The 25,640-nt window shown below is 67.3% G+C and carries 21 protein-coding genes; 6 read left to right on the forward strand and 15 right to left on the reverse strand.

Annotated elements, in window-relative coordinates:
* Positions 1-128: 128 nt before the first annotated feature.
* The 13 genes from uidB to AC1DXI_RS03840 form a co-directional block, all read right to left on the reverse strand.
* Positions 129-1,541, reverse strand: a complete 1,413-nt coding sequence (gene uidB, locus AC1DXI_RS03780) for a glucuronide transporter (protein WP_476937502.1) — start codon at positions 1,539-1,541, stop codon at positions 129-131.
* Positions 1,542-1,599: 58 nt separating this feature from the next.
* Positions 1,600-3,411 (reverse strand): beta-glucuronidase, encoded by a 1,812-nt coding sequence (gene uidA / locus AC1DXI_RS03785; protein ID WP_476937503.1) that lies wholly within the window; start codon positions 3,409-3,411, stop codon positions 1,600-1,602.
* A gap of 208 nt (positions 3,412-3,619) precedes the next feature.
* The gene (locus AC1DXI_RS03790) at positions 3,620-5,053 is read right to left on the reverse strand and encodes a mannitol dehydrogenase family protein (protein WP_476937504.1); all 1,434 of its coding nucleotides are present in this window, start codon (positions 5,051-5,053) and stop codon (positions 3,620-3,622) included.
* On the reverse strand, positions 5,050-6,456 hold the full coding sequence (uxaC, locus tag AC1DXI_RS03795) for a glucuronate isomerase (protein ID WP_476937505.1): 1,407 nt from the start codon (positions 6,454-6,456) through the stop codon (positions 5,050-5,052). The genes AC1DXI_RS03790 and uxaC overlap by 4 nt, the downstream gene beginning before the upstream one ends.
* Before the next feature lie 73 nt (positions 6,457-6,529).
* Positions 6,530-7,603: a LacI family DNA-binding transcriptional regulator gene (locus AC1DXI_RS03800; protein ID WP_476937506.1), complete on the reverse strand. Its 1,074-nt coding sequence runs from the start codon at positions 7,601-7,603 to the stop codon at positions 6,530-6,532.
* A 94-nt stretch (positions 7,604-7,697) separates the two neighbouring features.
* Positions 7,698-8,864: a Gfo/Idh/MocA family protein gene (locus AC1DXI_RS03805; protein ID WP_476937507.1), complete on the reverse strand. Its 1,167-nt coding sequence runs from the start codon at positions 8,862-8,864 to the stop codon at positions 7,698-7,700.
* Positions 8,865-8,889: 25 nt separating this feature from the next.
* A complete protein-coding gene (locus AC1DXI_RS03810; protein WP_476937508.1) occupies positions 8,890-9,750 on the reverse strand; it encodes a sugar phosphate isomerase/epimerase family protein in 861 nt (286 codons plus the stop codon).
* 112 nt (positions 9,751-9,862) lie between these two features.
* A complete protein-coding gene (locus tag AC1DXI_RS03815) occupies positions 9,863-10,738 on the reverse strand; it encodes an ATP-binding cassette domain-containing protein (RefSeq protein WP_476937509.1) in 876 nt (291 codons plus the stop codon).
* The gene (locus AC1DXI_RS03820) at positions 10,735-12,612 is read right to left on the reverse strand and encodes a dipeptide/oligopeptide/nickel ABC transporter permease/ATP-binding protein (RefSeq protein ID WP_476937510.1); all 1,878 of its coding nucleotides are present in this window, start codon (positions 12,610-12,612) and stop codon (positions 10,735-10,737) included. The genes AC1DXI_RS03815 and AC1DXI_RS03820 overlap by 4 nt, the downstream gene beginning before the upstream one ends.
* Positions 12,609-13,550, reverse strand: a complete 942-nt coding sequence (locus tag AC1DXI_RS03825; RefSeq protein ID WP_476937511.1) for an ABC transporter permease — start codon at positions 13,548-13,550, stop codon at positions 12,609-12,611. The genes AC1DXI_RS03820 and AC1DXI_RS03825 overlap by 4 nt, the downstream gene beginning before the upstream one ends.
* A gap of 6 nt (positions 13,551-13,556) precedes the next feature.
* A complete protein-coding gene (locus AC1DXI_RS03830) occupies positions 13,557-15,083 on the reverse strand; it encodes an ABC transporter substrate-binding protein (RefSeq protein ID WP_476937512.1) in 1,527 nt (508 codons plus the stop codon).
* Between the two features lie 315 nt (positions 15,084-15,398).
* Positions 15,399-16,406: a Gfo/Idh/MocA family protein gene (locus tag AC1DXI_RS03835; protein WP_476937513.1), complete on the reverse strand. Its 1,008-nt coding sequence runs from the start codon at positions 16,404-16,406 to the stop codon at positions 15,399-15,401.
* A 38-nt stretch (positions 16,407-16,444) separates the two neighbouring features.
* Positions 16,445-17,293 carry a sugar phosphate isomerase/epimerase family protein gene (locus AC1DXI_RS03840; protein WP_026266855.1) on the reverse strand — a complete coding sequence of 283 codons (849 nt, stop codon included), beginning with the start codon at positions 17,291-17,293 and terminating at the stop codon, positions 16,445-16,447.
* Positions 17,294-17,498: 205 nt separating this feature from the next.
* On the opposite strand from AC1DXI_RS03840, the gene AC1DXI_RS03845 reads away from it, so the two are divergent.
* A complete protein-coding gene (locus tag AC1DXI_RS03845) occupies positions 17,499-18,524 on the forward strand; it encodes a LacI family DNA-binding transcriptional regulator (RefSeq protein ID WP_476937514.1) in 1,026 nt (341 codons plus the stop codon).
* Between the two features lie 101 nt (positions 18,525-18,625).
* Positions 18,626-19,447 carry an ammonia-dependent NAD(+) synthetase gene (gene nadE / locus AC1DXI_RS03850; RefSeq protein WP_026539367.1) on the forward strand — a complete coding sequence of 274 codons (822 nt, stop codon included), beginning with the start codon at positions 18,626-18,628 and terminating at the stop codon, positions 19,445-19,447.
* Between the two features lie 148 nt (positions 19,448-19,595).
* Here the strand turns inward: nadE and AC1DXI_RS03855 are convergent, their stop codons facing one another.
* Both AC1DXI_RS03855 and AC1DXI_RS03860 read right to left on the reverse strand, forming a co-directional pair.
* The gene (locus AC1DXI_RS03855; RefSeq protein WP_476937515.1) at positions 19,596-20,441 is read right to left on the reverse strand and encodes an NADP-dependent oxidoreductase; all 846 of its coding nucleotides are present in this window, start codon (positions 20,439-20,441) and stop codon (positions 19,596-19,598) included.
* Positions 20,442-20,681: 240 nt separating this feature from the next.
* Entirely contained in the window at positions 20,682-21,455 is a 774-nt protein-coding gene (locus AC1DXI_RS03860) for an IclR family transcriptional regulator (RefSeq protein ID WP_476937516.1), read from the reverse strand.
* A gap of 249 nt (positions 21,456-21,704) precedes the next feature.
* Between AC1DXI_RS03860 and AC1DXI_RS03865 the strand changes: the two genes are divergently transcribed.
* The 4 genes from AC1DXI_RS03865 (at position 21,705) to AC1DXI_RS03880 (ending at position 25,608) form a co-directional block, all read left to right on the forward strand.
* Positions 21,705-22,445 (forward strand): CoA transferase subunit A, encoded by a 741-nt coding sequence (locus tag AC1DXI_RS03865; RefSeq protein ID WP_476937517.1) that lies wholly within the window; start codon positions 21,705-21,707, stop codon positions 22,443-22,445.
* An 82-nt stretch (positions 22,446-22,527) separates the two neighbouring features.
* Positions 22,528-23,208 carry a CoA transferase subunit B gene (locus tag AC1DXI_RS03870; protein WP_476937518.1) on the forward strand — a complete coding sequence of 227 codons (681 nt, stop codon included), beginning with the start codon at positions 22,528-22,530 and terminating at the stop codon, positions 23,206-23,208.
* Positions 23,205-24,407: an acetyl-CoA acetyltransferase gene (locus AC1DXI_RS03875; RefSeq protein ID WP_476937519.1), complete on the forward strand. Its 1,203-nt coding sequence runs from the start codon at positions 23,205-23,207 to the stop codon at positions 24,405-24,407. The genes AC1DXI_RS03870 and AC1DXI_RS03875 overlap by 4 nt, the downstream gene beginning before the upstream one ends.
* 145 nt (positions 24,408-24,552) lie before the next feature.
* A complete protein-coding gene (locus AC1DXI_RS03880) occupies positions 24,553-25,608 on the forward strand; it encodes a zinc-dependent alcohol dehydrogenase family protein (protein WP_476937520.1) in 1,056 nt (351 codons plus the stop codon).
* The last annotated feature ends 32 nt before the right edge of the window (positions 25,609-25,640 follow it).

The following is a 25,640-nucleotide window of genomic DNA, read 5'->3' on the forward strand; positions in this document are numbered from 1 at the left end:
CCCGATCCCGGTCACCCCGTCCTCGGTGGTGATCCGCAGGGTCACGAAGTTCCGGGAGGGGCTGGTGACGAACACTTCAGCGGCAATGATTTTCACAACAGGTCCTTATCTGCTCTAACGGGGATGTCTTAGTTGCCCGGCGCCAACGGCGCGGCGCCGGCCGAAACGGCGGGGGCGGCGCCGTCGGTGTCGGAGTTGGCCTTGCCTTCGCCGTCGGTGCGGCGGGCCTGGATCTCGGTGAGGATCCGGGCATGCATGGTATCGGTGAGCGTGTACTTGGCCATGACGATCACGGCCAGGATGGTCATGACCGCCGGCAGGGCGCCGGCGGCGAGCTGGATGCCGAAGACGGCGTCGGGCGTCTGGACGGCGCCGGACTTGTAGCCGCCCAGGGCCAGGGCGTAGGCCGCGAGCGCGCCGCCGACTGCCTGGCCGGTCTTGCGGGTGAAGGAGAACAGCGCGTACGTGATGCCCTCGGTGCGGACGCCGGTCTTCCATTCGCCGTACTCGACCGTGTCGGCTTCGAGGGCCCACACCACGATGTTGACCGCGAGGACGCCCACGAGGCTGATCACCAGGCCGGTGAAACCGATCCAGACCTGGCTGGCTGGAGTGAAGAAGACGATGGCGCCGCCAATCACCGTGAGCAGCGACGAGAAGATGTAGACCCGCTTCTTGCCGAGCTTGCGGACCAGCCTGGGCATGAAGGCGGCCAGCACGAAGGTGAGGAAGAGCTGCGTGATGGACAGCACCGGGTACAGGTCCAGCCGTCCGAGGACATCGCGGAGGTAGTAGAGCTGGACCGAGGTGAGGGCCAGGTAGCCGGTCAGGAAGAAGAAGGAGCTCAGGCACAGCATCAGCAGCGGCCGGTTGCCCTTGAGGGTGTCCATGCTCTGCTTGAACGTGACGTTGGGGACGGCGCGGTAGACCCGCTCCTTGGCGGTCAGGACGGTGAAGAAGTACAGGGCCGCACCGATGACGACGAATGACAGGGTGATGGTGGTGAAGGTTGCCTGCAGGTCGGCGCCGGGCTTGATCAGCGGGGCCACGAAGATGCCCAGGGCGGAGCCGACCAGCAGCGCGCCGATCATCCGGGCGGAGCCGAGCTTGGCGCGTTCCGCCGGGTCCTGGGTCATGGCGCCGGCGAGGGAGCCGTAGGGGATGTTGACCAGGCTGTAGGCCAGGCCCAGGGCGGCGTACGTGACGTAGGCGTAGAGCAGGGTGCCGGATTCGCCGAGCTCAGGAATGGAGAAGGTGGCCACGCTCAGCAGCAGCAACGGGATGGAGCCGAACATGATGAACGGACGGAACTTGCCGAACCGCTTGCTGTAGGTCCGGTCCACCACGCGGCCGGCGAAGACGTCCGCGAAGGCATCGAAGATCCGCACCACCAGCAGCAGGGTGCCGGCGGCCGCGGCGGAGATCCCGGCCACATCCGTGTAGTACACGAGCAGGAACATGGTGGCGGTGGTGAAGGCCAGATTGTTTGCGGCGTCGCCGGCGCCATAGCCGACGATGCTGAGCTTGTTCAGCTTTTTCATGAGGGGGCTCCTTTACCCGTTGCCGGACCTGGGTCCGGCGAAAAATGTGCGGTAAGGCCTACGCCTTGGAGGTGCTGTTCTTGGTGCCGGCCAGTGCCGTCCACCGTTGGCGCAGGGCATAGGCAGCGGGTTTGGGCCGCCTGTCCCGGGTGAAGACGCCCTTCTTGTTGCCATCCACGCGCATGATGCCGTTGGAGGTCTGGAAGTCCGCGAAGTTCCAGACCTGTTCACCGGCCATGGCGTCCACCCTGTCGAAGACCCGGTGGTACATGGCCAGGAACGCGGCCTGGTATTCCTCGCTCCAGGGCTGTTCATAGATGGAGTGGAAGCCGGGCATGGTGTCCGGTCCGTACTCGGTCATGATCATGGGCTTGCCGTACTTGGCTTCCCACTCGCGCAGCTCCTTCTCGAGGTGCTGTTCGGCGGTTTCGAGGTCGCCGTTGTCGACGTACCAGCCGTAGTAGCGGTTGAGCATGATCACGTCGAACAGGTCCCCGAGCAGTTCCTTGTCCGGGGTGTCGAACAGGACGTTGACGTAGCCGACGGGCCGGGTGGGGTCCAGGCTGCGGGTCAGCTCCACAAGGGGAGCGAAGTACTCGCGGGCGCCCTCCTCGGAACCGTTCGGTTCGTTGGCGATCGACCAGATCACGACCGAGGGGTGGTTCTTGTCGCGGGCGACGAGTTCGGTAATCGCCTGCCGGTGGTTGGCGGCGGTGTTGGCGTCCACGCCGCCCTCGACGTAGGTCTTCTTGGCGATGCCGCCGAAGACGGCGCCGAAGCCCAGGTGCAGCCCGACGGCGGCGGTTTCGTCGATCACCACAATGCCGTGCCGGTCCGCGAACTCCATGACTTCCTCGGCGTAGGGGTAGTGCGAGGTCCGGAACGAGTTGGCGCCCACCCAGTCCAGGAGCTGGAAGTCGTTGACCATCTGGGCGTTGCTGTGGCCCTTGCCGATGGCCACGTGGTCCTCGTGCATGCCGAAGCCGGTGAAGTAGAACGGTTCGCCGTTGATGAGGAATTCCTTGCCGCTGACTTCCACGGTGCGGACGCCGACCGGCAGGGTGTAGCTGTCCAGCAGCCGGCCGCCGTCGCGGATCTGCGCGGTGAGGCTGTACAGGTAGGCGGCGCCGGGCTTCCAGAGCACGACGTCGGCGACCGCCAGCGTGCCGCGGGCACCGTCGGCGCGGGCGACCTCGATGCCGTCGGCGTCGCGGAGGGATACGGTGACCGTTTCGCTGCCGGTCCCGTCGGCGGTGGAAATCGTGTAGTCGACGCTGCCGGTGGTTCCTTCGAAGCCGGTGACGACGGTGATGTCATCGACCGTGACCGCGGGGGTGCTGAACAGCCAGAGGCTGCGGTGCAGGCCGGCGTAGTTGTAGAAATCGTGGAGGTAGCTCTGCTGGCGGCGGCCGTCCCCGGTGACGGTGATGGTCCCGGGCGGGATGGTGGCCTGCGTGAGCTCGTTGTTGACCGAGACCGTCAGGCGGAAGACCTGCCCCGGTGTCACGTGGTCCGTGATGTCCGCGCTGAACGGCATGTAGCCGCCGGTGTGCTGGGCCACCAGGGTGTCATCCACCCACACCATGCCCTCGTGCGTGGCCGAGTCGAGGCGGACGTGGATCCGCTCCCCTGCCCAGCCGCGCGGGACCCGGACGTCGCGCTGGTACCAGACGTAGCCCACGTGGTCGCGGACGGCCTTGTCGGGGAAGACATCGTTGTAGCTGGCCGGGACGCCCATTTCCAGCCCGGTTTCCAGGGGGGCCTTGAACCATTCGTCCCGGTGGCCGGAGCGGTCAAAGTCGACCTTGAAGCGGTACAGGCCGTCGAGATTGACGATCTCGCGGGTTTCGCTGGCCTGGGGCTTGAGCATTGGGGGTCCTATCGCGTCTTTGCGGGCAGTGCCGGGGAGTGTTTTTTGGGGTCCGACCGCGGGGCCGGTCTGCGCTCTTGCTGTAATCCTAATCACCTGGCAATCAAATGGCAAGCGGTTGCCATAATTTTAGTGAAAGTTCATCGAAGCACTGCTGCCCGGCTCCCCATGGTCGGGGAGCCGGGCAGCAGTGCTTGCACGCGGGGCGTTACGGGGAGACAGCCTGCTCTCCGAACGTTCCGCGCAAGCCTTCAATGAGGTCCACGGCGGAACCGTCGCCGGCCAGGGCAGGATCCACCAAAGCCAGCAAGGCACGGGTCCGCTCGGCGCCCGCGAGCCGGTTGGCTGCGGCCACCTCGCTGGCCAGCGGATCCTGGAACGCGGCGGAGGCGGCGCTGTAGTCCATCCAGGCGGCAATCATGAGCGCGGCCGCCGCGCCGGGCCTGCCCGCGGCACGCTCGGCCCGCAGCACCGGAATGGCGCGCATCCGCAGCTTCGTGCTGCCGTCCATCGCGATCTGTGCGAGGTGGTGGGCAATCCGGGCGTTGCCGAATCGCTCCAGCAGGGCGGCGCGGTAGGCCGGGACCTGCAGGTCCGCGGCATTTCCCTCCGGCCCGGACAGGTTTGCCTCCGCCTCGTCCCAAAAGCTTTCAACGGCCCGCAGGCACAGCGGGTCCGCCAGTGCCTGGGCCACGGTGGTGTGGCCGCGCAGCTGGCCGGCGTAGGCCAGCAGGGAGTGTGCGCCGTTCAGGAGCCAGAGTTTGCGGTTCTCGTACGGCTCGATCTCGGCGACGAACACGGCACCGGCGTCTTCCCAGCGCGGCCGCCCGGCGGGGAACTCCCCGCTGAGCACCCAGTTGGAGAAGGGCTCGGCCACCACGGGCGAATTGTCGCGGTAGCCGCACGCGGCCTGGACGGCGGCGATGTCCGCGGCCGTGGTGCGGGGAGTGATGCGGTCCACCGAGGTGCTGACGAAGCTGACGTTGGCGTTGATCCATCCGGCCAGGCCCGCGTCCCATGCCCCGGCCATGCCTGCCACGGCGTTGTGCGCGACGGTGCCGTTGTTGGAAAGGTTGTCGCAGCAGACGACGGCGAGCGGTCCCGACCCGGCAGCCCGGCGGGCTGCGAGGGCCAGCACCAGCCGGCCCAGCGGCGTCGCCGGGCTTCCGCTGCCGGACGCCAGCAGCGCAAGGTCGGCGGCGACGTCGGGCGCGGTGCGGTCAAGCTGCCCGTCGGCGCGGAGCCGGTAGGCCGCCTCGGTGATGGTCAGGGTGATCACCGCGGTGGCCGGGGCGGCGACCAGCTCCGCAAGCCGCTGCACATCCGCCCCGTCCACGGCTTCGACGATGCTGCTGACAACGGTGAAGGAGTCGCCGCCGTCGGCCCGGTTCACGATCGTGTAGAGCCCGTCCTGTTCGGCCAGCGCCAGGGCGGCGTCGGGGCGGCGGCCGGTGAAGGCCGCGATGCCCCAGTCCGCGGCGTCGGACGCCTGGTGGGTGTACCACCCCTGGTGCGAGCGGTGGAAGGCGCCCAGGCCCAGGTGGACGATCCGCACGGGTGCCTTGGCGCCGGGGCGCAGGCGGCGGCTCAGTTGGGGAAGTTCCACGCCGGCCGGGGCCCCGGTGTGCTGTTCGACGCTCACAGTTTGAACACCCGTCGGGGTGAGCCGTCCACGATGTCGACGATCAGTTCATGGGCGCGGTCCTCGCTGACGCGGTGTTCCGCGACCAGCCTGGCCAGGAAGGAGGCCTCGATCCGGCGGGAGGCGTCGTGGCGCGCGGGGATGGAGCAGAAGGCGCGGGTGTCATCGATGAAGCCGGACGAACGGGAGAATCCTGCGGTTTCGGTCACGGCCGAGCGGAAGCGCAGCATGGCGTCGGGTGCGTCCAGGAACCACCACGGGGCGCCGAGGTAGACGGAGGGGTAGAAGCCTGCCAGCGGCGCGAGCTCGCGGGAGAACACGGTCTCATCGAGGGTGAAGAGCACCAGGTGGAAGTCCTTGGCGGTGCCGAAGTCCTGCAGCAGCGGACGGATCGCCTCGGTGTAGTTGACGGCGAACGGGATGTCGTGGCCGGTGTCGGCGCCGAAGGCGTTGAACGTGGGTTCGTGGTGGTTGCGGTAGGACCCCGGGTGGATGGTCATGACCAGGCCGTCCTCCACGGACATCCGTGCCATCTGGTACATCATGTGGGCTTCGAAGTCGTCGCGGTCGGCCGCCGTGGCCTGGCCCGAGCGGGCGCGGTCGAACAGCCTGGCCGCGTCGCCGGCGTCGAGCTTGAGCGTTGCCGGGGTCCGGACGCCGTGGTCGGCCGAGACTGCGCCATGGTCCACGAAGTAGCGACGCCGGTTTTCCAGGGCGGTGATGTAGCCGGCATAGCCGGTGGCGCCGTCGCCCGCTGCCGCGACGAGCCGGTCCACGTTCGCGGACCACGTGGGGTGCGCGATGTTGAGGTAGGCGTCGGGGCGGAAGGTGGGCAGGACGCGGCCGTGGAACGTGGGGTCCTCGGCGATCGCCGCGTGGCTGGCGAGGCTGTCCAGGGGGTCGTCCGTGGTGGCCAGCACCTCGATGTTGAAGTCCTTGAAGAGCTGGCGGGGACGGAAGCCGGGCTCCAGCAGCTTGGCGGAGATCGCATCGTAGCTGGCATCGGCGGTCTCGGCGCTGATCTCCTGCCGGAGGCCGAAGACGCTGCTGAACTGGGTGCGGAGCCAGTAGCCGGAGGCCGTGCCTTCGAACAGCGGCCACGCCTTGCAGAACTCGCGCCAGACCGTGCGGGAGTCCGGCTCCCCCGCGGCCGAGCCCCGCAGCCGTTCCAGCGGGACGCCGCTGGCGTGGATCAGCCGGGTGACGTAGTGGTCCGGGCTGACCAGCAGCGCTGCCGGGTCCGGGAAGGGGCTGTTGTGCTCGATGACCGCGGCGTCAACGTGCCCGTGCGGGGAAATGATGGGGAGGTCCTGGACGCGCTGCAGGAGGTCGCGCGCAATGCTGCGCGTTCCGGGATCCGCGGGCAGGAGCCGGTCTGGGTTGGCGGCAATCGACTGTGACATAGATCAATGGTCCGGCTTGCCTCCAGTGTTTGTCAACCGGTTGCCAATAATTGCCACCAGGTTGCGGGTGGCCTCACAGGCGTGGCTGGCCCGCGGGCAGCAGCCGCCCGCTGGAGCCGCGCAGCACCAGCTCCGTCTCGACGCGCAGGGTGGCGGCAGGCTCCCCCGCGCCGTGCAGCAGATCCAGGAGCAGCGTGGCGGCGCCCGAGCCGCACTCCCCCAGCGGCGAGCGCACGGTGGTGAGCGGAGGCGTGGTGAAATCCGCCCCGAAGATGTCGTCGAAGCCCACGATGCTGATCTGGTCCGGGACCACCATGCCGGCGGCCTGGAGTTCCTGCATGAGCCCGATGGCCAGGAGGTCGTTGTAGGTCAGCACGGCCGTGGCCCCGCTGGCCCGGACGTCGCGCGCCACCTGGCGGCCGCCGTCGACGGTGGGTTTGGCGGATTCCAGCCGCAGGGCCTCGAGCCCGGACCACTCGCAGGCCGCCTGCACGCCTTCCCAGCGGCGCGCGGACATCCAGGACTGCGGCGGCCCGGCAACAAAGGCAACCTTGTGGTGCCCGTTGGCGGCCAAGCTGCGGACGGCCTCGCTGATGCCCTTGTTGACGTCGGGAACCACGCACGGCACGCCGTCGACCTCGCGGTTGATGACCACCACCGGCTTGTCCCGGGCGATGGCGCGGATGTCGTCGTCGTCCATGCGGGGGCTGGCCAGGATCAGTCCGTCCACGGTGGCCATCATCCGGCGTGCTGCCGTCAGTTCGGTGACGCCGGACTCGGCCGACTCGGCCAGCACCAGGGTGTAGTCCCGCAGCGTGGCCGTCGTTTCCGCCCCGCGGATGATGTCGAAAAACGTGGGGTTGGTGATGTCCGCGACGATCAGGCCGAAGGTGTTGGTGCGGCCGGTGGGCAGCGCGCGGGCGAACGGATTGACCTGGTAGTTCAGCTCGGCGGCGGCGTCCTCGATGAGTTTCTGCGTCTTGGCGCTGACCCGGCCGGGCTTGCTGAGCGCCCGTGAGACGGTGGAGGGATTGACGCCGGCAACCTTGGCGATGTCGTAGATGGTGGCGTGGGACTTTCCGGACCGGGAATGCTTCTTGGCCGGGTCCGATGTTGCGGCAGCGTCCGGCGTCTTGGGTTCAGTCACCGCCCCATCCTAACGAGGAAAAACCCCAACCAGCTCGCAGCAGAGGCCGTTTTGAGCGCTCAAAACGGCCCCTTCTGCGACTGGGTCGGGTGGGCTAGGAGCGCTCGGGGAACTTGCCTTCCTCCGCGATGCGCTTGTTCAGCTCGGCGAGGAACTCGTCCTCGTCAAAGTCCAGCGCCACCTCCGTGCCGGTCCAGCTGGAGAGGTGGATGGCGTTGGCCAGGCGGACACCCTTGATGCCGTCCGATCCCGGGGCCAGCAGCGGCGTCCCGTCCAGGATGTTGGCGGCGAAGTTCGCCAGGACGCCGGAGTGTTGCGCGCCCCAGGCGGACTCGAACTCGATGACCTCGGTGGTGTAGTACTCCCCGGGGTTCAGCTCGCCCATGAAGAGCTTGCGGACATCGTCCATGCCCATGCCGTCGCTGAGTTCACGCTCGGGCTTCTTCAGCCGGGTCACGGTGGCGGTCTTGCTGTTCTCCACCACGATCTTGCCCTTCTCGCCCAGGATCTCGAAGCGGTCGGTACCCACGAGGTCGTGCGTCGCGGTGACGAAGACGCCGGTGGCGCCGTTGCCGTAGTCCACTACGGCCGTGACTTCGTCCTCCACGGCAATGTCGCGGCGGAAGCCGTAGGCAACCTTGGCGTACACGGACTTCGGCACGCCGCAGATCCACTGCCACAGGTCCAGCTGGTGCGGGGCCTGGTTGACCAGGACGCCGCCGCCCTCGCCGCCCCAAGTGGCGCGCCATTCGCTGGAGTTGTAATAGCCCTGCGGGCGCCACCAGTTGGTGATGATCCAGTTGGTGCGGCGGATGCCGCCGATCTCGCCGCCGTCGACGATCTCTTTCAGCTTCTGGTACAGCGGGTTGTTGCGCTGGTTGAACATGATGGCGAAGGACAGCTCGGGCTTGCTAGCGGCAAATTCGTTGAGCTCCATGACCTGCTTGGTGTACACGCCGGCCGGCTTCTCCACGAGGGCGTGGAGGTTGCGCTTGAGGGTCTCGATCCCCATTTCCGGGTGCAGGAAGTGCGGCACGCACGTCACGACCGCGTCGACGTCGCCGCTTTCCAGCATGGCGATGTAGTCGTCGTAGAAGGGTGCGTCGGGGTACTTGACGGCCGCCAGTTCCATTTTCGCGGGATCGGTGTCGCAAATGGCACCGATCACCATGTTCGGGACCAGGTCGTCGGTGATGAACTGGGCGTAGGCGCCGCCCTGCTGGCCCAGGCCGATGATGCCGAGGCGTACTTTCTTGCTCATGAGTGAATTCTCCATAGTCAGGGGGCTAGAAAAGGTCCGCGTGGCCGAGCGCCACCAGGTTGTCGTAGGAGGTCTGCAGTGCGTCCCACACGGTGCGCCCGTAGAGCTCGTCCTGCTCCACCAGCAGGTACTCGGCACCGGCGGCCTGGGCGGCCGGAATGATGGAGGCGAAGTCCAGGTTGCCTTCGCCCACTTCGGCGAACTGGACCACGTCCTTGAACTCGGCCATGAAGCCGTTGATGTCCCCGGTTTCCAGGAGCCCGAAGGCGCGCTCGGGGAGCTGGCCGATCCGGTAGTCCTTCAGGTGGACCATGGCCGTGCGGCCGGCGTACTTCTGCAGCGTCCGGACGGGGTCCAGGCCGCCGCGCTGCACCCAGTGCACGTCGATTTCCAGGCCCATGGCCGGGGAGTTCGCGGCGATGATGTCCAGCATGTGGGTGCCGTCGAACTTCGCGAACTCGATGTGGTGGTTGTGGTAGTACAGGCTCAGGCCGTGTTCCTGCAGGCGCTCCGCGTACCCGTTGGCCTGCTTGGCGAAATCAACGACCGCCGCGATCGATTTCATGGCCGGGAACGGCAGCATGCCGATCCGCAGGAGGTTGGAGTCCAGGCGCTTGGCGTCCTCCACGATCTTGTCGAAGTGTTCCGCCAGGGAATCTCCGGGACGGCCCTTGGGAGTCTCCATCGCGACGGAGAGTGCCGCGATGTCCATGCCCAGTTCACTCCGGGAGCGGTCCAGCTCGGCGACGTTCTCCGGGGTCATCGGGATCTGGGAGATCTCGACGGCGTTGTATCCGATCGCGCTCACCTTGCGGAGCGTCTCGAACGCCCCCACTTCGGCGAAGCTGTCTCTCAGCATCATCGCTTGTACGCCAATCTTGGCCACTGTATTCCTCCGTGGTGTTCCGGACCCATAAGGGCCCTCGTTGCCGGTTAGGTGCTGCCGCCAGGGCGCCGGCCGTTGTAGCCGGCCGTTCTATCTGACGGCGCGGGTTTCCTCAGGCGAGGGCACCCGCTTGTTCGTGCTGCATCCGCTGCGTTTCGAGCAGGCGGTGCCGGTCCGCGCGGCGCTGTTCCTGCCGGTCCGGGTCCGGGACCGGGGAGGCGAGCAGCAGCCGCTGGGTGTAGGGGTGGTCGGGGTCGGCGGTGACGACGCCGGCCGGGCCTTGTTCGACAATCTCCCCGTGGTACATCACGGCGACGCGATGGCTGATGTGCCGGACGACGTCGAGGTCGTGGGAAACGAAGAGGTAGGACACACCGGTGTCCTTCTGGATCTGCAGGAAAAGGTCCAGCACCCGGGCCTGTGTGGAGAGGTCCAGGGCACTGACCGGCTCATCGCAGACGATCAGCTTGGGCGAGAGAGCCAGGGCGCGGGCGATCGCCACGCGCTGGCGCTGCCCGCCGCTGAATTCGCGCGGCAGCCGGTTGATGGCGTCGGCGGGCAGGCCCACCTGGTCCAGCAGTTCCTTGACACGCTTCTTGGCCGCCGCTGGCTCCATGCCCTGCACGCCCAGTGGTTCGGCGAGGATGTCGCCGATCTCCAGGGCGGGGTTCAGCGAGGTGTAGGGATCCTGGAACACCACCTGCAGGTCCCGGCTCAGGACCCGCCGGTCTTTGCGGGTGGCGTGGCTGATGTCCTTGCCGTCGAAGCTGATCTTCCCGCCGGTCACCGGGGCCAGCCCCAGGATGGCGCGGCCCAGGGTGGTCTTGCCGGAACCGGATTCCCCCACCAGGCCGAGGGTTTCGCCGCGGCCGATGCTGATGTTGATGTCCGTCAGGGCGCGGAAGGGTTTGGCCCGGAACTTCTTGCTGGGGTACTCGACCACCAGCTGGTCCACTGTGAGCAACGGAGCGCTTTCGGTGGGGCTCATGCGACTGGCTCCTTCTGGCCGGTGGAAACGAGCATGGACATGGGTTCCTTGCCTTCAAGCATCGATGCAAGGAGCGTTTGCGTGTAGGGTTCCTGCGGATTGCGCAGGATGTCGCGGACGGATCCTTCCTCTACGAGCCGGCCGTTCTGCATGACAGCCACACGGTCGCAGAGGTCCGCCACCACCCCGAAGTTGTGGGTCACCAGGATGACGCCGATGTTCAGGCGCTGCTGGAGCTCGCGCAGCAGGTCCAGCACGTCCGCCTGCACCGTGACATCCAGGGCCGTGGTGGGCTCATCGGCGATCACCAGGTCCGGTTCGCAGCTGATGGCGCCGGCGATCAGGACGCGCTGGGCCATGCCGCCGGAGACTTCGTGCGGGTAGGCGTTGAAGGTCCGTTCCGGGCTGACGATTCCGACGTCGGTGAGCAGCTTCAGCGCCCGCTTCCTGGCCTCGGCCTTGGAAATGCCGAGGACGCGCACCATGGGAGTGACCAGCTGGTAGCCGATGGTGAAGGCCGGGTCCAGGTTGCTCATGGGCTCCTGCGGGATGTAGGAAATCCGTCTGCCGCGGAGTTTGGCCAGGCGCTCCTGGCTGACGTGTTCCTCGCCCGGGGCCACGGTGTAGCTGCCGTCGAACTGGATGGAGCCGGCCACGATGCGGGCATTGTCCGGCAGCAGCCCCAGGATGGAGAAGGCGGTCTGGGACTTGCCCGAACCGGATTCGCCCACGATGCCCAGGATCTCGCCGCGGTCCACGTGGAAGGAGACGTCGTCGACGACCTTCTTGATGGAGCCGTCCGCCTGCGGATAGCCGACGCCGAGATTGGTCACCTTGACCAGGTGGTGTTCGGTTCCGGGGTCGACGGCGGCCACGGACTTCCGCGACGGGCGGGCGGCCGGCGCCGCCGCCCGGCCTGTAACCGGGACCGTGACCGGCGCCTTGGTGCGGCGGGGCTTGATCTTTTCGCCGTCCTCGAGGGCATCGCGGATGGCGTTGCCCAGCAGGACCAGGCCGCCGATGGTCAGCGCCATGGCCAGTGCCGGCCAGAACAGCAGCGTCGGGTTCAGGTAGACGTTCTTGAAGCCCTCCGAGAGCATGACGCCCCAGGTGGACTTGGTGGGGTCGCCCAGACCGAGGAATTCCAGGCCGGACTGGATGGCGATGGCCACGCCGGCGATCGCCGCGGTCTGGATGATGATGGGGGCGCGGACCACAGAGAAGATGTGGCGGGCGATGATGCTCAGGTCGGACAGCCCGGAGACCCGTGCGGCGTCGACATAGAGCTCGTTGCGCACCGACTGGACGGCCGTGCGGGTCAGCCGGAAGTAGGACGGGCTGATCAGGATGCCGAAGGCGATCATGGACATCCAGACCGAGGGGCCGAAGGCCGCCCGGATGGTCAGCAGCACGATCAGGCCCGGGAGGCTCATGAGGATGCCGACTACCCAGTTGGAGACTGCCTCGAATTTGCCGGCGTAGTACCCGGCGATCAGGCCGGCCGGCAGGCCGATGGCAATGGCCACGCCCGCGCAGAGCAGGGCGGAAAGCAGCGTCAGCTGCGCGCCGTACAGCAGCCGGCTGAAGACGTCGCGCCCGGCGCTGTCCGTTCCGAGGATGTTCACGGAGTCCGGGGCGGCGAGGGTCTTGGCGATGTTGGCGTAGTTCTGGTCGAAGGGCGCCAGGACCGGGGCCAGTACCGCCAGGAGCGAGACCGCCAGCAGGATGGTCATGGCAACGATGCCCAGCGGGTTCTTGAACAGGCGCCGGATGACGGTGGACCGGACCACGGTGCCGCTTTGCCCGGCGGAAATCGCACTGGCGGGGGCGGCGGCTGCCGCGGTTGCGGCGGCTTCTTCGGAAGAATTGTTCATGACACACGTACTTTCGGGTTGAGCCAGCCATTGAGAATGTCCACCAGCAGGTTCACCACAATGACCACGACCACCGTGTACATCACGACGCCCATCACCACGGGAAGATCCGACTGCCCGGTAGCGGCGACCGCCAGCGGACCCATGCCGGGAAGGGCGAAGATCTGCTCGATGATCACCACGCCACCCAGCATGCCGATCAGCTGCAGGCTCAGCACGGTCAGGCCGGCCGGCGCGGCACTGCGCAGGACATGCTTGAACAGGATCTCGCGCTCGCCGATCCCGCGGCTGCGCAGGGTGCGGACGTAGTCCCGCTCGAGTTGCTTAATGACGGCGCTGCGAATCTGCTGCGCGCCCCCGGTGACGCCGTTGATCAGCAGGGCGATCACCGGAAGGGACATGGAATAGACCCACGCGTCGGCCCCGGAATCCGGGGAAATGGTGCTGGTGGCCGGGAAGAGGCCCAGCTGGATGGCCAGGATGGTGACCAGGATGACGCCGATCACGAACCCGGGAACGGAGTCGCCGATGATGGCGCCAACCTGGACCACCCTGTCCACCCAGCCGCGCTTGACCGCGGCGATGACACCAATGAGTGCGGCACAAATTGCGATCAGGATCATTGCGGCGAAAACCATGGTCATGGTCACCGGAATCCGGGTGGCCAGGGAGTTGGCCACCGGTTCCGAGGAGAACCAGGAAGCACCCAGGTTTCCGCTGAGGGCATCGGCCACCCAGGCAAAGTAGCGGGTCAGCAGGGGCTGGTCCAGCCCCAGCTCGTGTTCCTTCATCGCCACCTGTTCAGCGGTGGCCTGATCGCCCAGGATGTTCCGGGCGATGCTCCCGCTGGACATATACAGCAGGAAGAAGGTGAGCGCCGAGACAACAAGCAGCACCACTAGCCCGCTGCCCAGTCGTTTCGCAATGAACCTGATCATGGTGTCCTACTTGGCGGGTGAGTAGTTGTAGATGGACGGAACGGCCTGCTGGATCTGGGGCGTGACGTTGACCTTGGCGTTGTGGTAGTACATCTGGTTGACGCGGAACAGCGGCGCGAACCAGGCCTGCTCCACCACGTACTTGTTCACTTCCTGGGCCAGCTTGCCCGCGTCGGCTCCGCCGGCGCGCACGGCCTCAATCTTGGCGTCCAGCTCCGGCGTCGCGTTCTTGAACGGGTTGTAGAGCGCCTTGGTGGAGATGATCTGGTTGACCGCAACCGTCGGTTCACCCTGGAAGAGGGAGAAGTACATGGTGGTGTACTTCTGGGCGGCGACATCGGATGTGAAGGTGTTGGTCAGCGCGGCGCCCACCTTGAGGGTGATGCCGACGTCGGCCAGCTGCTGCTGGACAACGGAAATCTGGGTTTCGAAACCGGGGACGCTGGGGATTTCCAGGGTTACGCCTGTTTCATAGCCGGCTTCCTTCAGGAGCTGTTTGGCCTTGGCCGGATCGTAGCTGTAGTAGTTCTCCAACTCTTCGGTCCAGGCACCGCTGGCCTTACCGAACGGCTGGGACGTCGGCGTGCCCTGCCCCAGCATGACCTGGTCCAGGATGGTCTTGCGGTCAAAGGCGTAGTTGATGGCCTGGCGGACCTTGACGTTTTGCAGGGCCGGGTTCTTGGCACCGTCGCGGTCCAGGAGGAGCAGGCCCTGCCAGTCAACCTCGTTGGCGGCCAGCTTCATCTTGGCGCCCTCGGCCTGCTTGCCGTTCTTGGGGTCCAGGATCGTCGCATCCACCTGGCCGGAGACGAGGGCGTTGGTGCGGGCGGTGAGATCGGTCAGGATCTTGAAGGTGAGCTTCTGGAACTTCTGCAGGTCCTTGTTCCAGTAGTCCTTGCGCGCCGTGAACACCGTCTGGGAATCCTTGACGGACGCGGCCTTGTCCATCACGTACGGGCCGGAGCCGACCGGTTCGGTCTTGATGCCGTCGGTTCCCAGCGCCTTCGGGCTGCCCATCAGGCCGGCCGCCTGGCTGAGGAAGTATTCCAGGGCCGGGTCCGGGGTGCTGAGGTTGATGTCGATGGTGTCGGCGTCCACAACGGCCACGTCTTTGACCGCACTGAGCTGGGCCATCTGCGGCCCATTGGCTTTCTTGAAGTGGTCCATGTTGGCCTTGGCCGCCGCGGCGTCGAACGTGGCGCCGTCACTGAACGTGACATCAGAGCGCAGGTCCACCGTCAGCTTGGTGTTGGCTGCGTTGTACGTCCATGCCGTGGCCAGCATCGGGCTGAGATTGCCGTCCGGCTCGCGCAGGATCAGGGTGTCGTAGACGGCCTGGTACGGCTGGAGGACGTGGCCCACGTGCGCCTGGGCCGGGTCCCAGGACCGGACGTCCTGGATGGTGCCCAGCGTCAGGGACGTGGCCGTGGAGCCTGCGGCCGCGCCGCCGGCTGCGGTGCCGCCACAGGCGGTGAGCGCGAGGGACGCGCTGAGGATGAGGGCAGCAGCTGCTGCCTTGGGACCGAACTTCATTGTTGGCTCCTTTGGATCGCTTCTCGAGGTCCGTTACCCGGACGATGGTGGCGGCAATGTGGCCTGAGCCACACTGCCGCTTGTGGGTTCAGCGTACGTTGGGTTGCCACTTCTGGCAACCGGTTGTCATTACCTTTTTGAATTATTGCGGCCGGGGCATGGCCGGGCAGCACGACAGCGCAAGACGGCGCGCCCGAGGCGCGCACGCAGTGCGTGGGCACGACGTTCGCAGGCACGACGTTCGCAGCGGAAAAGCGGTAGGGAGCCCGCGCGCGGCCGCAGGGGCAGTGCGCGGGGCCGCGGAGGCGGCTTCGGTTAGGACACTTTTTCCTCAGAGCCGGGGTAGGACTGCCGGTAGAGTTCCTTCACGATCCGCAGCGACTTCGCCCCTTCGGCGGCGTCAATCCAGAACGGACCCGGTTGCGCCAGCCCGGCATAGAAATCTGCGATCAGCAGGGCATGCGAAACACCCCAGTAGGAGCGGCCGCCCGATCCTGTGGCGCGTTCACGCACCACCTCGCTGCGCCCGCCGTCGTAAGTGACCGTCAGGTCCCCGCGCAGGCTCAGTGTTGCCGCCTCGGTACTGATGTCCAGCGTGACGGGCGCGTTGCGGGTGTTGGCGAGGGTGGCGTAGAAGACGCTGCGCGCGCCGTTGCTGTGCAGCGCGGCGAACTCCGCCGTATCCTCCACCTCGATGGCCTCTGCCAGCGCATGGGTCGAGGCGCTGCCGGCGAGCGAAACGACGTCGCCCACCAGCCATTGCAGCAGGTCCACGGTGTGGATGGCCTGGTTCATCATCAGGCCGCCGCCGCCCTCGCCCCAGCTTCCGCGCCAGGGCCGGCTGAGATAGTAATCGGGTTGCCGGTGCCACATGACCGTGGCCGAGGCCCCCAGCACCTGGCCCAGTTCGCCCGAGTCCAGCAGCCGGCGCATTTCCTGCACCGGGGCGTTGTAGCGGTTCTGGAAACACAGGCCAATTTTCGCCGTGCTTTCGGCAGCCGCGGCCAGCAGCCTTTCACCCTCGGCCAGGGTGTGCGCCAGGGGCTTTTCCAGCACCACGTTGACGCCGCGGCGCAGGCATTCGATCGCGACCGCCGCATGTTCATGATGCGGGGTGGTGATGTGCACGACGTCGGGAGCGGCCACCTCGAGCATGTTCCGGTAGTCCTCGAAGCCGGGGACGCCGTGGGCTTCCTGCGCCGCGGCGCGGCGCGCCGGGTCCGTGTCACAGACAGCCACCAATTCGGCGTCGTCCATCCCTGCAAGTGCTTCAAAATGAACGACCGACACGTCGCCGCAGCCGATGATTGCCGCCTTTGGCATCCGGAGTTCCCTCTTTCCCTAGTGCTGGTGCGTTCCTGCTAGACGAGTTCGATCTGGTTCTTCGCGGCCAGCGCGGCGAAGGCACGGGCCGCGGCGCCGAAGGCCGCCGGGCCCGAGAAGCCGCCGAGTTCGTGGGCGCTGGCCAGGTGGGGTTCCAGCGACGCGAAGCCGGCGAAACCATCCGCCTTGAGGGCGGCGATGGTGGCGTCGAGTTCGCCGTCGCCCTCGCCGGAGGGGACCACTTCCCCGGTGGTGGCGAGCGCGTCCTTGACCTGGAAGTACTCGAGGTAGGGGCGCAGCAGGGCGTAGCCCTCGGTGTAGGGCTTGACGCCCACCTGGACGAAGTTGGCGTTGTCCCACGCGACGCGGAGCGCGGGCGAATTCACGGACTCCATGATGTCCAGCACGCGCTGCGGCGTATCGCCATAGATGCCCTTTTCGTTTTCGTGCAGGAGCACGACGCCGGCTTCCGCGGCGAGTGCCGCAAGGGCGCCCATGCGGTCCAGGACGTCCTCGCGGATGTCTTCCGCGCTGCGTCCTTCGGCCCGGAAGAAGGAGAAGATCCGGACGTATTGTGTATCCAGCCCCTTGGCCACCGAGATGATCTGGCGGAGCCGTGCCAGCTCGTGCTCCACCGGCAGGCTCACGTCCACCTTGCCGATGGGGCTGGCCACGGCGGAGACCTTGAGGCCCTTTTCATCCAGGATGTCCTTGAGCCGGGCAACCTGCTCGGGCTCCAGCTCGGAGACGTTGGTGCCCCAGGCACTGCGAACCTCGATGTGGCTTGCGCCCAGCGCCAGGAGCACGGCGGCCTGAACTGCCGGGTCCGGATCTATTTCGTCGCCGAAGCCTGACAGCGACCAGACTGCGGGTGGTGTTTTGCTCACGCGGTTCTCCTGGGTTTCGCGGCCGCCGCGGCAGCTTCCGGCTCCGGCGCGGTGACGCAGTTCACAAACGGTGTAGGGCCCCAGTCTAGCCAGCGCCGGCGGCCGTGACAACCGGTTGCCAATCCTTGACAATCTGTGGCATTCTTTGCTGACCGGCCCTGTGGCGGCAATCACAGCCCGGCCACCACGTTCAGAGAGGAGCGCCGTGGCGACGACGCAACCAGCAGCAGTGGACCGCCCGGCCACCATCCACGACATCGCCGCGCTCTGCGGCGTGGCGGCCTCCACGGTTTCCCGTGCCCTCTCCACGCCGGACCGCGTCAACATCAGGACGCGGCAGCGGATCGAGGCGGCCGCGGCCCAGCTGCACTACACACCCAACAGCCAGGCGAAGGCGCTGAGTTCCGGGCGCACGGGCGCGGTAGGAGTCCTGGTTCCGGATATCACCAACCCGTACTACTTCGACCTCATCAGGGGCACCCAGCTCCAGCTCAAGGCGGCCGGGTACACCCAGTTGCTGGTGGACACGGAAGAATCCGACGAGGTGGAGGCCAGCACCGTGGAGCAGCTGCGCAAGAGCGCTGACGGCATCATCGTTGCCGCATCCCGGCTCAGCGACGAAGCCCTGCTGGACGCGGCGGCGAAGATGCCCATGGTCGCCATCAACCGTGACGTGCCCGGCGTTCCCGCGGTCCTGATCGACACCCCGTCCGGCACCAGCCAGGCGCTGGACCACCTGATCTCGCTGGGACACACCCGGGTGGCCTATGTCGCCGGCCCGACGACGTCGCAGTCCAGCGAGCGGCGATGGACCGCATTGTCCGTGGCAGCCGAGGAGCGCGGCGTGGAGGTGCGCCGGCTCGGTCCGTTCGCCCCCAAGACACAGTCCGGCGCTGCAGCCGCGGACGCCGCCGTCCACAGTGGAGTCACCGCCTGCCTCGCGTTCAACGACCTCATCGCCATCGGCATGCTCCAGCGCCTTCGCGAACGCGGCATCCGCGTCCCGCAGGACATGAGCATTGTGGGCTGCGACGACATCTTTGGCGCCGATTTCTGCAATCCGCCGCTGTCCACCATGGCCTCCCCGATCGAGCAGGCCGGCCGCGTGGCGGTGTCCATGCTGCTGGCCCAGCTGAACCCGCTCGCCGGCGGCGGCACCCGAAACCGGTCCGTGATGCCCACCCACCTCACGGTCCGCGGCTCCACCGGCCCGGTGCGGAAGGAGCGCTAGGCCAGGCGTCCAGCAGCCGGCGCGGCTGAAGCGCCCGGCCGGAGCGCCGGTCCGGCTGCAACAGTTGAGCGTGGTTGACAGTGCTGACTAGGCTGTGAGGCATGCGTGAACTCCAGGCGAAGATCATCGAGGAAATGGGCGTGCAGCCCCGGATCGACCCTGCCGGGGAGGTGCGCAAACGCGTGACGTTCCTGAAGGAATACTTGACGGCCACCCACACCAAGGGCTTCGTCCTGGGCATCTCGGGCGGCCTGGACTCCTCCCTGGCCGGGCGGCTGGCCCAGCTGGCAGTCGAGGAACTCGAGGCCGAGGGCACCGAGGCGAACTTCGTGGCCGTGCGGCTCCCCTACGGCGTCCAGCACGACGAGGACGACGCCCAGGCCGCCCTTGACTTCGTGCGCGCCAAGACCGAATGGACGTTCAATATCTCAGCCGCGGTGGATGGCTTCGAGGACGAGTTCGAAAAGACCGTGGGCACGGAGATCTCCGATTTCCACAAGGGCAACACCAAGGCCCGGACCAGGATGATTGCCCAGTACGCCCTGGCCGGCGAGCACAACTACCTGGTGATCGGCACGGATCACGGCGCCGAGTCCGTCACGGGATTCTTCACCAAGTTCGGCGACGGCGGCGCGGACATCCTGCCGCTGTTCGGCCTCAACAAGCGCCAGAACCGCGCGCTGCTGGCGGAGCTCGGCGCGCCGGCCCGGATCTGGGAAAAGGTTCCGACGGCGGATCTGCTGGACGGAAAGCCGGGCCGCACCGACGAGGACGAACTCGGCCTGGGCTATGACCTGATCGATGACTACCTCGAGGGCCGCGACGTACCCGATGCCGCTGCCGAACGGATCGAGGCGATGTACCTGCGGACCCGCCACAAGCGCACGGTCCCGGTGACGATTTTCGACACCTGGTGGAAATAGCCTGAGCCGAGAGCCCCAGGCCGGGGCTGCAGGCCGAAACGGGGCACTTTGAACAGTGGCCGGGCCTTTTTGACCTCGACGGCCGGCGTGTCCGTGTCAAAGTGCCCCACGACAGCTTCCAAGTGTTCTTGGCCCTGCTGGGTTCCAATTACGGGATCAGCACGAGTTTGCCCCGGACATGGCCTGCGCGGCTGATGCCCAGTGCCCGGGCCGCATCGGTGAGGGGAATCCGCTCCTGGATGCTGAAGCGGAGCTTTCCATCGGCCGACAGCCGGGCCGCCTCCGCTACCCGTCCGTCCAGCAGCCTGACCGGTGCAATTCCGGCGGCGTTGGCCTCCGTTCCAGGCACGGTAGTCACCGCGGCGCCGTGGCCGCCGAGCAAATGGACCGTCGCCGTCGTCGTCTCCTCCCCGCCAAAGGTGTCCACGACGGCGGTGACGGTGCCCAGTGAGCGGACGCGTTCCACGAGCCCTTCGACATAGGCCACAGGCTCGGCGCCGAGGCCGCGCAAAAAGTCATGGTTCTGCTCTGAAGCGGCCGCTGCGCCGTGGATGAGGACCGTGTCCCCCACGCCAATGCCAAGTTGAACCAGCGCCGAATACGCTGTGCCGCCAGCTATCGCGACACACGCCGCCTGCTCAAAATCGATGCCCGCGGGCTTTTGCGTCAGCTGGTTGGCCGGAAAATTGGCCACGGCACGGTAGCCCCCGGAAATGCCATTCCAGATGACTTCGTCGCCCACCTCGTAGCCGGTCACGCCGGGGCCAACGGCGGTCACGATTCCTGCCGCCTCACAGCCKGGAACTGCAGGGAAGTGCAGGAGAAGGTACCGCTCCAGGTAGCCGGCCACGACTTTCCAGTCCATCGGGTTGACGCCGACGGCGCGGATTCCCACCTGGACCTCGTTCTCCCCCGGAACCGGCGGTTCGTCTTCGCCAACGGTGACGACGTCCGGGCTGCCATAGTGATCGAAGGAGATCTTGATGTTTTTCATGAGGCTTTGCTCCTTCGGCTCGACCCGATGCGGCCTGTGCTGCCAGCTTCTGGCACCAGCGGCGGCTGCGCAAGAGTCTCCCGACAAGATGAACTGCCCGAGGTGGCCTGAGCCGAACCGGGGCACTTTGAGCCCTGGCTGGACCGTTTCGGCTTCAATTGCCGGCGTGTCCGTGTCAATGTGCCCCACGATGGCCGGGCACCGGGGCACCGCCGTCGAGGTTCAGGCCCTTGACTAGGGTCAGGCGCCCTGCAGCAGCGTCGAGATCCGGTGGGCCTCATCCATGAGCAGCCGCCCCAGCTGCGGACGCCGGTCCTCCCGGAAGCGCGGCTCGATGCCGGTCAGGGACAGTGCCCAGGCCGGGCGCCCCCGCTGGTCGAAGACCGCCGCACCCATCCCCCAGCTGCCTTCCAGGACCAGCCCCGGATTGACCGAATAGCCGGCCTGCCGCGTCGCTTCGAGGTTCTCCCTGACAAGGGCTTCGGTGTGCGCGGCCGCGAAGCTGCCGGCGTGGGCTGCCCAGTTTGCGAGCAGCTCATCCTGCTCTTGTGCCGGCAGGAAGGCCATGATGGCGGTGCCGGCGGAAGCGACGCCCAGCGGGAACCGCACCCCCTCGTGCAGCACGAAGGAACGGACCGGGAAGCTGCCTTCCTCCCGGAGCAGGCACACGGTCTCGTTACCGCGGCGGATGGAGAAGAACGCGCTTTCGCCGGTCTCTTCGGCGAGGCGGCGCAGGCTCGGCCTTGCGAGGTCCTCCATGGGGAAGCGCGCCGAGGCCACAGACCCCAGCAGCAGGATCTCCGGGCCCAGGACCCAGTTGCCGCTGCCCGGATCCTGGTCCAGCAGCCCCTCGGCCGCGAGCGAGCTCAGCAGCCGGTGAACGGTGGGGCGGGTCAGCCCCGATTCGCGCACGAGCTCCACCAGAGGGCAGCCCTCCGGCTTCCGGCCGACCAGGCGCAGCAGGCTGGCTGCCCGGCTGACCACCTGGGCGCCCTGGACAGGTGTTGTAGTCATTGCTTGCCTCACGTCGGCCCGGAAGTGAACGATGCCTTTGCCAAGTTGCTTTTACCCAAATCCTCACATCGACTATCCACATAATGGATAGTCCCAAGGATAGCGTCCACACTATAAACTCCGCCAGTTCGCGGGGAAACTTCGCATTGACAGTGGTCTGCGACACACCATAGGCTCCTTCTTCAGACATGGAGTCCACAAAGTGGATTGCCGGAGTGGATAGCAAGACGAGCTCAATGAGGAGATGCAATGTCAAAGGTGAAATCCGGGGCAGCGGCCGCTTTGCAGGACGTACTCCGGGACGGCATGACGCTCGCCGTCGGCGGTTTCGGCCTCAGCGGGATCCCCGCTGACCTGATCGAGGCAGTGCGGGACTCCGGGGTGAAGAACCTGACGGTTGTCTCCAACAACATGGGCGTGGACGGCAAGGGCCTCGGCGTCCTGATCGAAGGCGGCCAGGTCCGCAAGGTCATCGCGTCCTACGTCGGCGAAAACAAGCTCTTCGCCGAGCAGTACCTTGCCGGCCAGCTGGAGGTGGAGTTCACCCCGCAGGGCACCCTTGCCGAGCGGCTGCGCGCCGGCGGCGCCGGCATCCCGGCGTTCTACACGAAGACCGGTGTGGGCACCCTCGTCGCCGAAGGCAAGCCGCTGGCGGAGTTCGACGGCGAGACCTATGTCCAGGAACGCGCCATCAAGGCCGACGTCGCCCTGGTCCACGCCCACACGGCCGACACCGACGGCAACCTGATCTACCGGTACACCGCGCAGAACTTCAATCCGGTGGTGGCTACCGCCGGAGCCATGACGGTCGCCGAGGCCGAGGTGATCGTCGAGCCCGGCCAGCTGGACCCGAACCACATCATCACCCCCGGCGTGTTCGTCCAGCGCCTGGTCCAGGCCAGCGGCCGCGTGAAGGACATCGAACAGCGGACCGTCCGCCCCCGGCTCGAAGTAGAAGCAGAAGCGGCGCACGCCGGCTCCACCGTCTAACTCGCCCCGGGCGCCGTCGGCCCCGGGCGCGCCGGCATTGGCACCCCACCCTTTCCACCCCGACTTTCCGAGGAGAACCACCATGGCCTGGACCCGAGATGAAATGGCCGCAATCGCGGCCGAAGAACTGAACGACGGCGACTACGTCAACCTTGGCATCGGCATCCCCACGCTGGTGGCCAACAACCTGCCCGACGGCGTCCGCGTTGTCCTGCAGAGCGAGAACGGCCTGCTCGGCATGGGCCCGTTCCCCTACGAGGGCGAGGAAGACGCGGACCTGATCAACGCCGGCAAGCAGACCGTCACGGTCCTGCCCGGCGGCAGCATCTTCGACTCTGCGACGTCCTTCGGCATGATCCGCGGCGGCCACGTGAAGGTCGCGATCCTGGGCGCCATGCAGGTCTCCGGGAACGGCGACCTCGCCAACTGGACCATCCCCGGCAAGATGGTCAAGGGCATGGGAGGCGCCATGGACCTCGTGGCCGGCACCCCGCGCGTCGTGGTCCTCACGGAGCACAGCGCCAAGGACGGCACCGCCAAGATCGTCAAGGAATGCACGCTGCCGCTCACCGGGCTCAGCTGCGTGGACCGCATCATCAGCGACCTCGCGGTCTTCGACCTGGATAAGCAGGAAAACGAAACAGGCGGCAGGCGGAAGCTCACGCTCAAGCGCCTCGCGCCCGGCGTCACCGTGGAGGAGATCCGCGAAAAGACCGAGGCCGACTTCGATGTCGCGCTCGAATTTGAAGGAGCCACAGCATGAGCCTCAAAGACCAGTTCGGCAAGGACATCCTGCTCACCGGTTGGGGCCACAGCCGCTTCGGCAAGCTCACCGATGAGACCCTCGAGTCCCTGATTGTGCAGGTCGCCACCGAGGCGATCGGCAACGCCGGGATCGAGCCGGGCCAGATCGATGAGATCTACCTCGGCCAGTTCAACTCCGGCATGATGCCGCTGGCTTTCCCGTCCTCCCTCGCACTGCAGGTCTCGGACCAGCTGGCCAACGTCCCCTCCACCCGGGTGGAGAACGCGTGCGCCTCCGGCTCGGCCGCGTTCCAGCAGGGCACCAAGTCCCTCCTGGCCGGCACCGCGAAGACCGTCCTGGTGATCGGCGCCGAGAAGATGACGCAGGCCGGGGCCGACGTCGTGGGCGCGGCCCTGCTTGGCGCGGACTACGACATGGCCGGCAAGGCCTCCTCTACCGGGTTCACAGGACTCTTCGCGGAGGTCGCGAAGCACTACGGCAAGCGCTACGGCGACGGGTCTACTCTCGGCAGTCTCGGCGATGTCCTGGGCACCATCGCGGCGAAGAACCACCGCAACGGCGTCGACAACCCCTACGCCCAGCTCCGCAAGGACCTCGGCGAGGACTTCTGCCGCACCGTCTCGGAAAAGAACCCGATGGTGGCCGATCCGCTGCGCCGCACCGACTGCTCCCCCGTGTCCGACGGCGCCGCCGCCGTCGTCCTCTCCGTCGCCCCGACCGGCGGCGCCACCGCTCCGGTGCGGCTCGCCGGCTTCGGCCAGGCGAACGACTTCTTCCCGGCCGAGCGCCGGGACCCCACCGAATTCGCCGCCACGCGCGCCTCCTGGCAGCGGGCCCTGGGGATGGCCGGCGTCGGGCTGGAGGAGCTCGACTTCGCGGAAGTCCACGACTGCTTCACCATCGCCGAACTGCTCATGTATGAGGCCATGGGGCTGACCGAACGCGGCCAGGGTGCCCGGGCGCTCGAGGAAGGCTGGGTCTTCAAGGACGGCAAGCTGCCGGTCAACGTCTCGGGCGGGCTCAAGGCCAAGGGCCACCCCGTCGGCGCCACCGGCGTCTCCCAGCACGTCATCGCCGCGATGCAGCTCACCGGGACAGCCGGCGACATGCAGCTGGCCAGCCCGCGCCGGGCCGCGGTGCAGAACATGGGCGGCGTGGGCATCGCCAACTACGTCAGCGTGCTCGAAGCCCTCTAAAGCAACGCGGGGTCAGATGGAGCCCATTCCAGTGGACTCCATGGGCGGTATCTGACCCCGCGTTGCTTGTCCTCGCCTACGTGGCCGGCATTCCGCGGGACTAAACTCGTTCCCAGCCCATCCACCACAAATGCGAGGAGCACCCATGCGCGCCACCATCATCCACGGCCCCGGCGACATCCGAGTCGAAGACCGCGACTACCCCACACTCCAACTGCCCACCGACGTGATCGTGAAGGTCACCGCCTCCTGCGTCTGCGGCTCGGATCTCTGGCCGTACCGCGGGGTCAAGCCCACCCACAAGCCGTCCGCGATCGGGCACGAGTTCATCGGAACGGTCGAAAGCGTCGGCGCGGATGTTAAGGACCTCGCCGCGGGTGACTTCGTGATCGCGCCGTTCGTGGTCAGCTGCGGCGCGTGCCCGCAGTGCCTCGACGGCGTCACGGTGGCCTGCGACCACCTCGCCGGCTGGGGCGGCAAGGATGACACCGGTCACGGGATCGACGGCGGCCAGGGCCAGGCCGTCCGCGTACCGCTCGCCGAGTCCACGCTGGTCAAGGTACCGGGCGTCACCGACCCGGACGACGCCCTCCGCGCCAGCCTGCTCACGCTCTCCGACGTCATGGCCACCGGCCACCACGCGGCCCTGGCCGCCAAGGCCGGTCCCGGCCGGACAGTCGTGGTGGTCGGCGACGGCGCCGTCGGGCTCTGCGGCGTCCTGGCCGCCAAGCGCCTCGGCGCGGAGCGGATCATCGCCATGTCGCGGCACGCCGACCGCCAGGCGATCGCCCGCGAATTCGGGGCCACGGACATCGTCGCCGAGCGCGGCGACGAGGGCGTCGCCAAGGTCCGCGAACTGCTCGGCGGTGTGCTGGCCGATTCCGTGCTGGAGTGCGTGGGGACCAAGGAATCCATGGAGCAGGCCCTCAACAGCGTCCGCCCGGGCGGCGCCCTCGGCTTTGTCGGCGTCCCCACCGGCGGCGCCGAGGCCCCGCTGCGCTTCCTGTTCGACACCAACATCTCGATCGGCGGCGGCATGGCCCCGGCCCGGACGTACATCCCGGAACTGCTGGCCGACGTGTTGGACGGCACCATCAATCCGGGCCGCGTGTTCGATTCGGTCATGCCGCTGGAGGAGGCACCGGAGGCCTACCGCGCGATGGACGAAAGGCGCGCCATCAAGGTCCTCCTGACCCCGTAACAGGGTCTCGACGGCGGCCGCGCCTGCMGCCG

This window comes from Arthrobacter sp. P1_H7 (assembly GCF_056405215.1).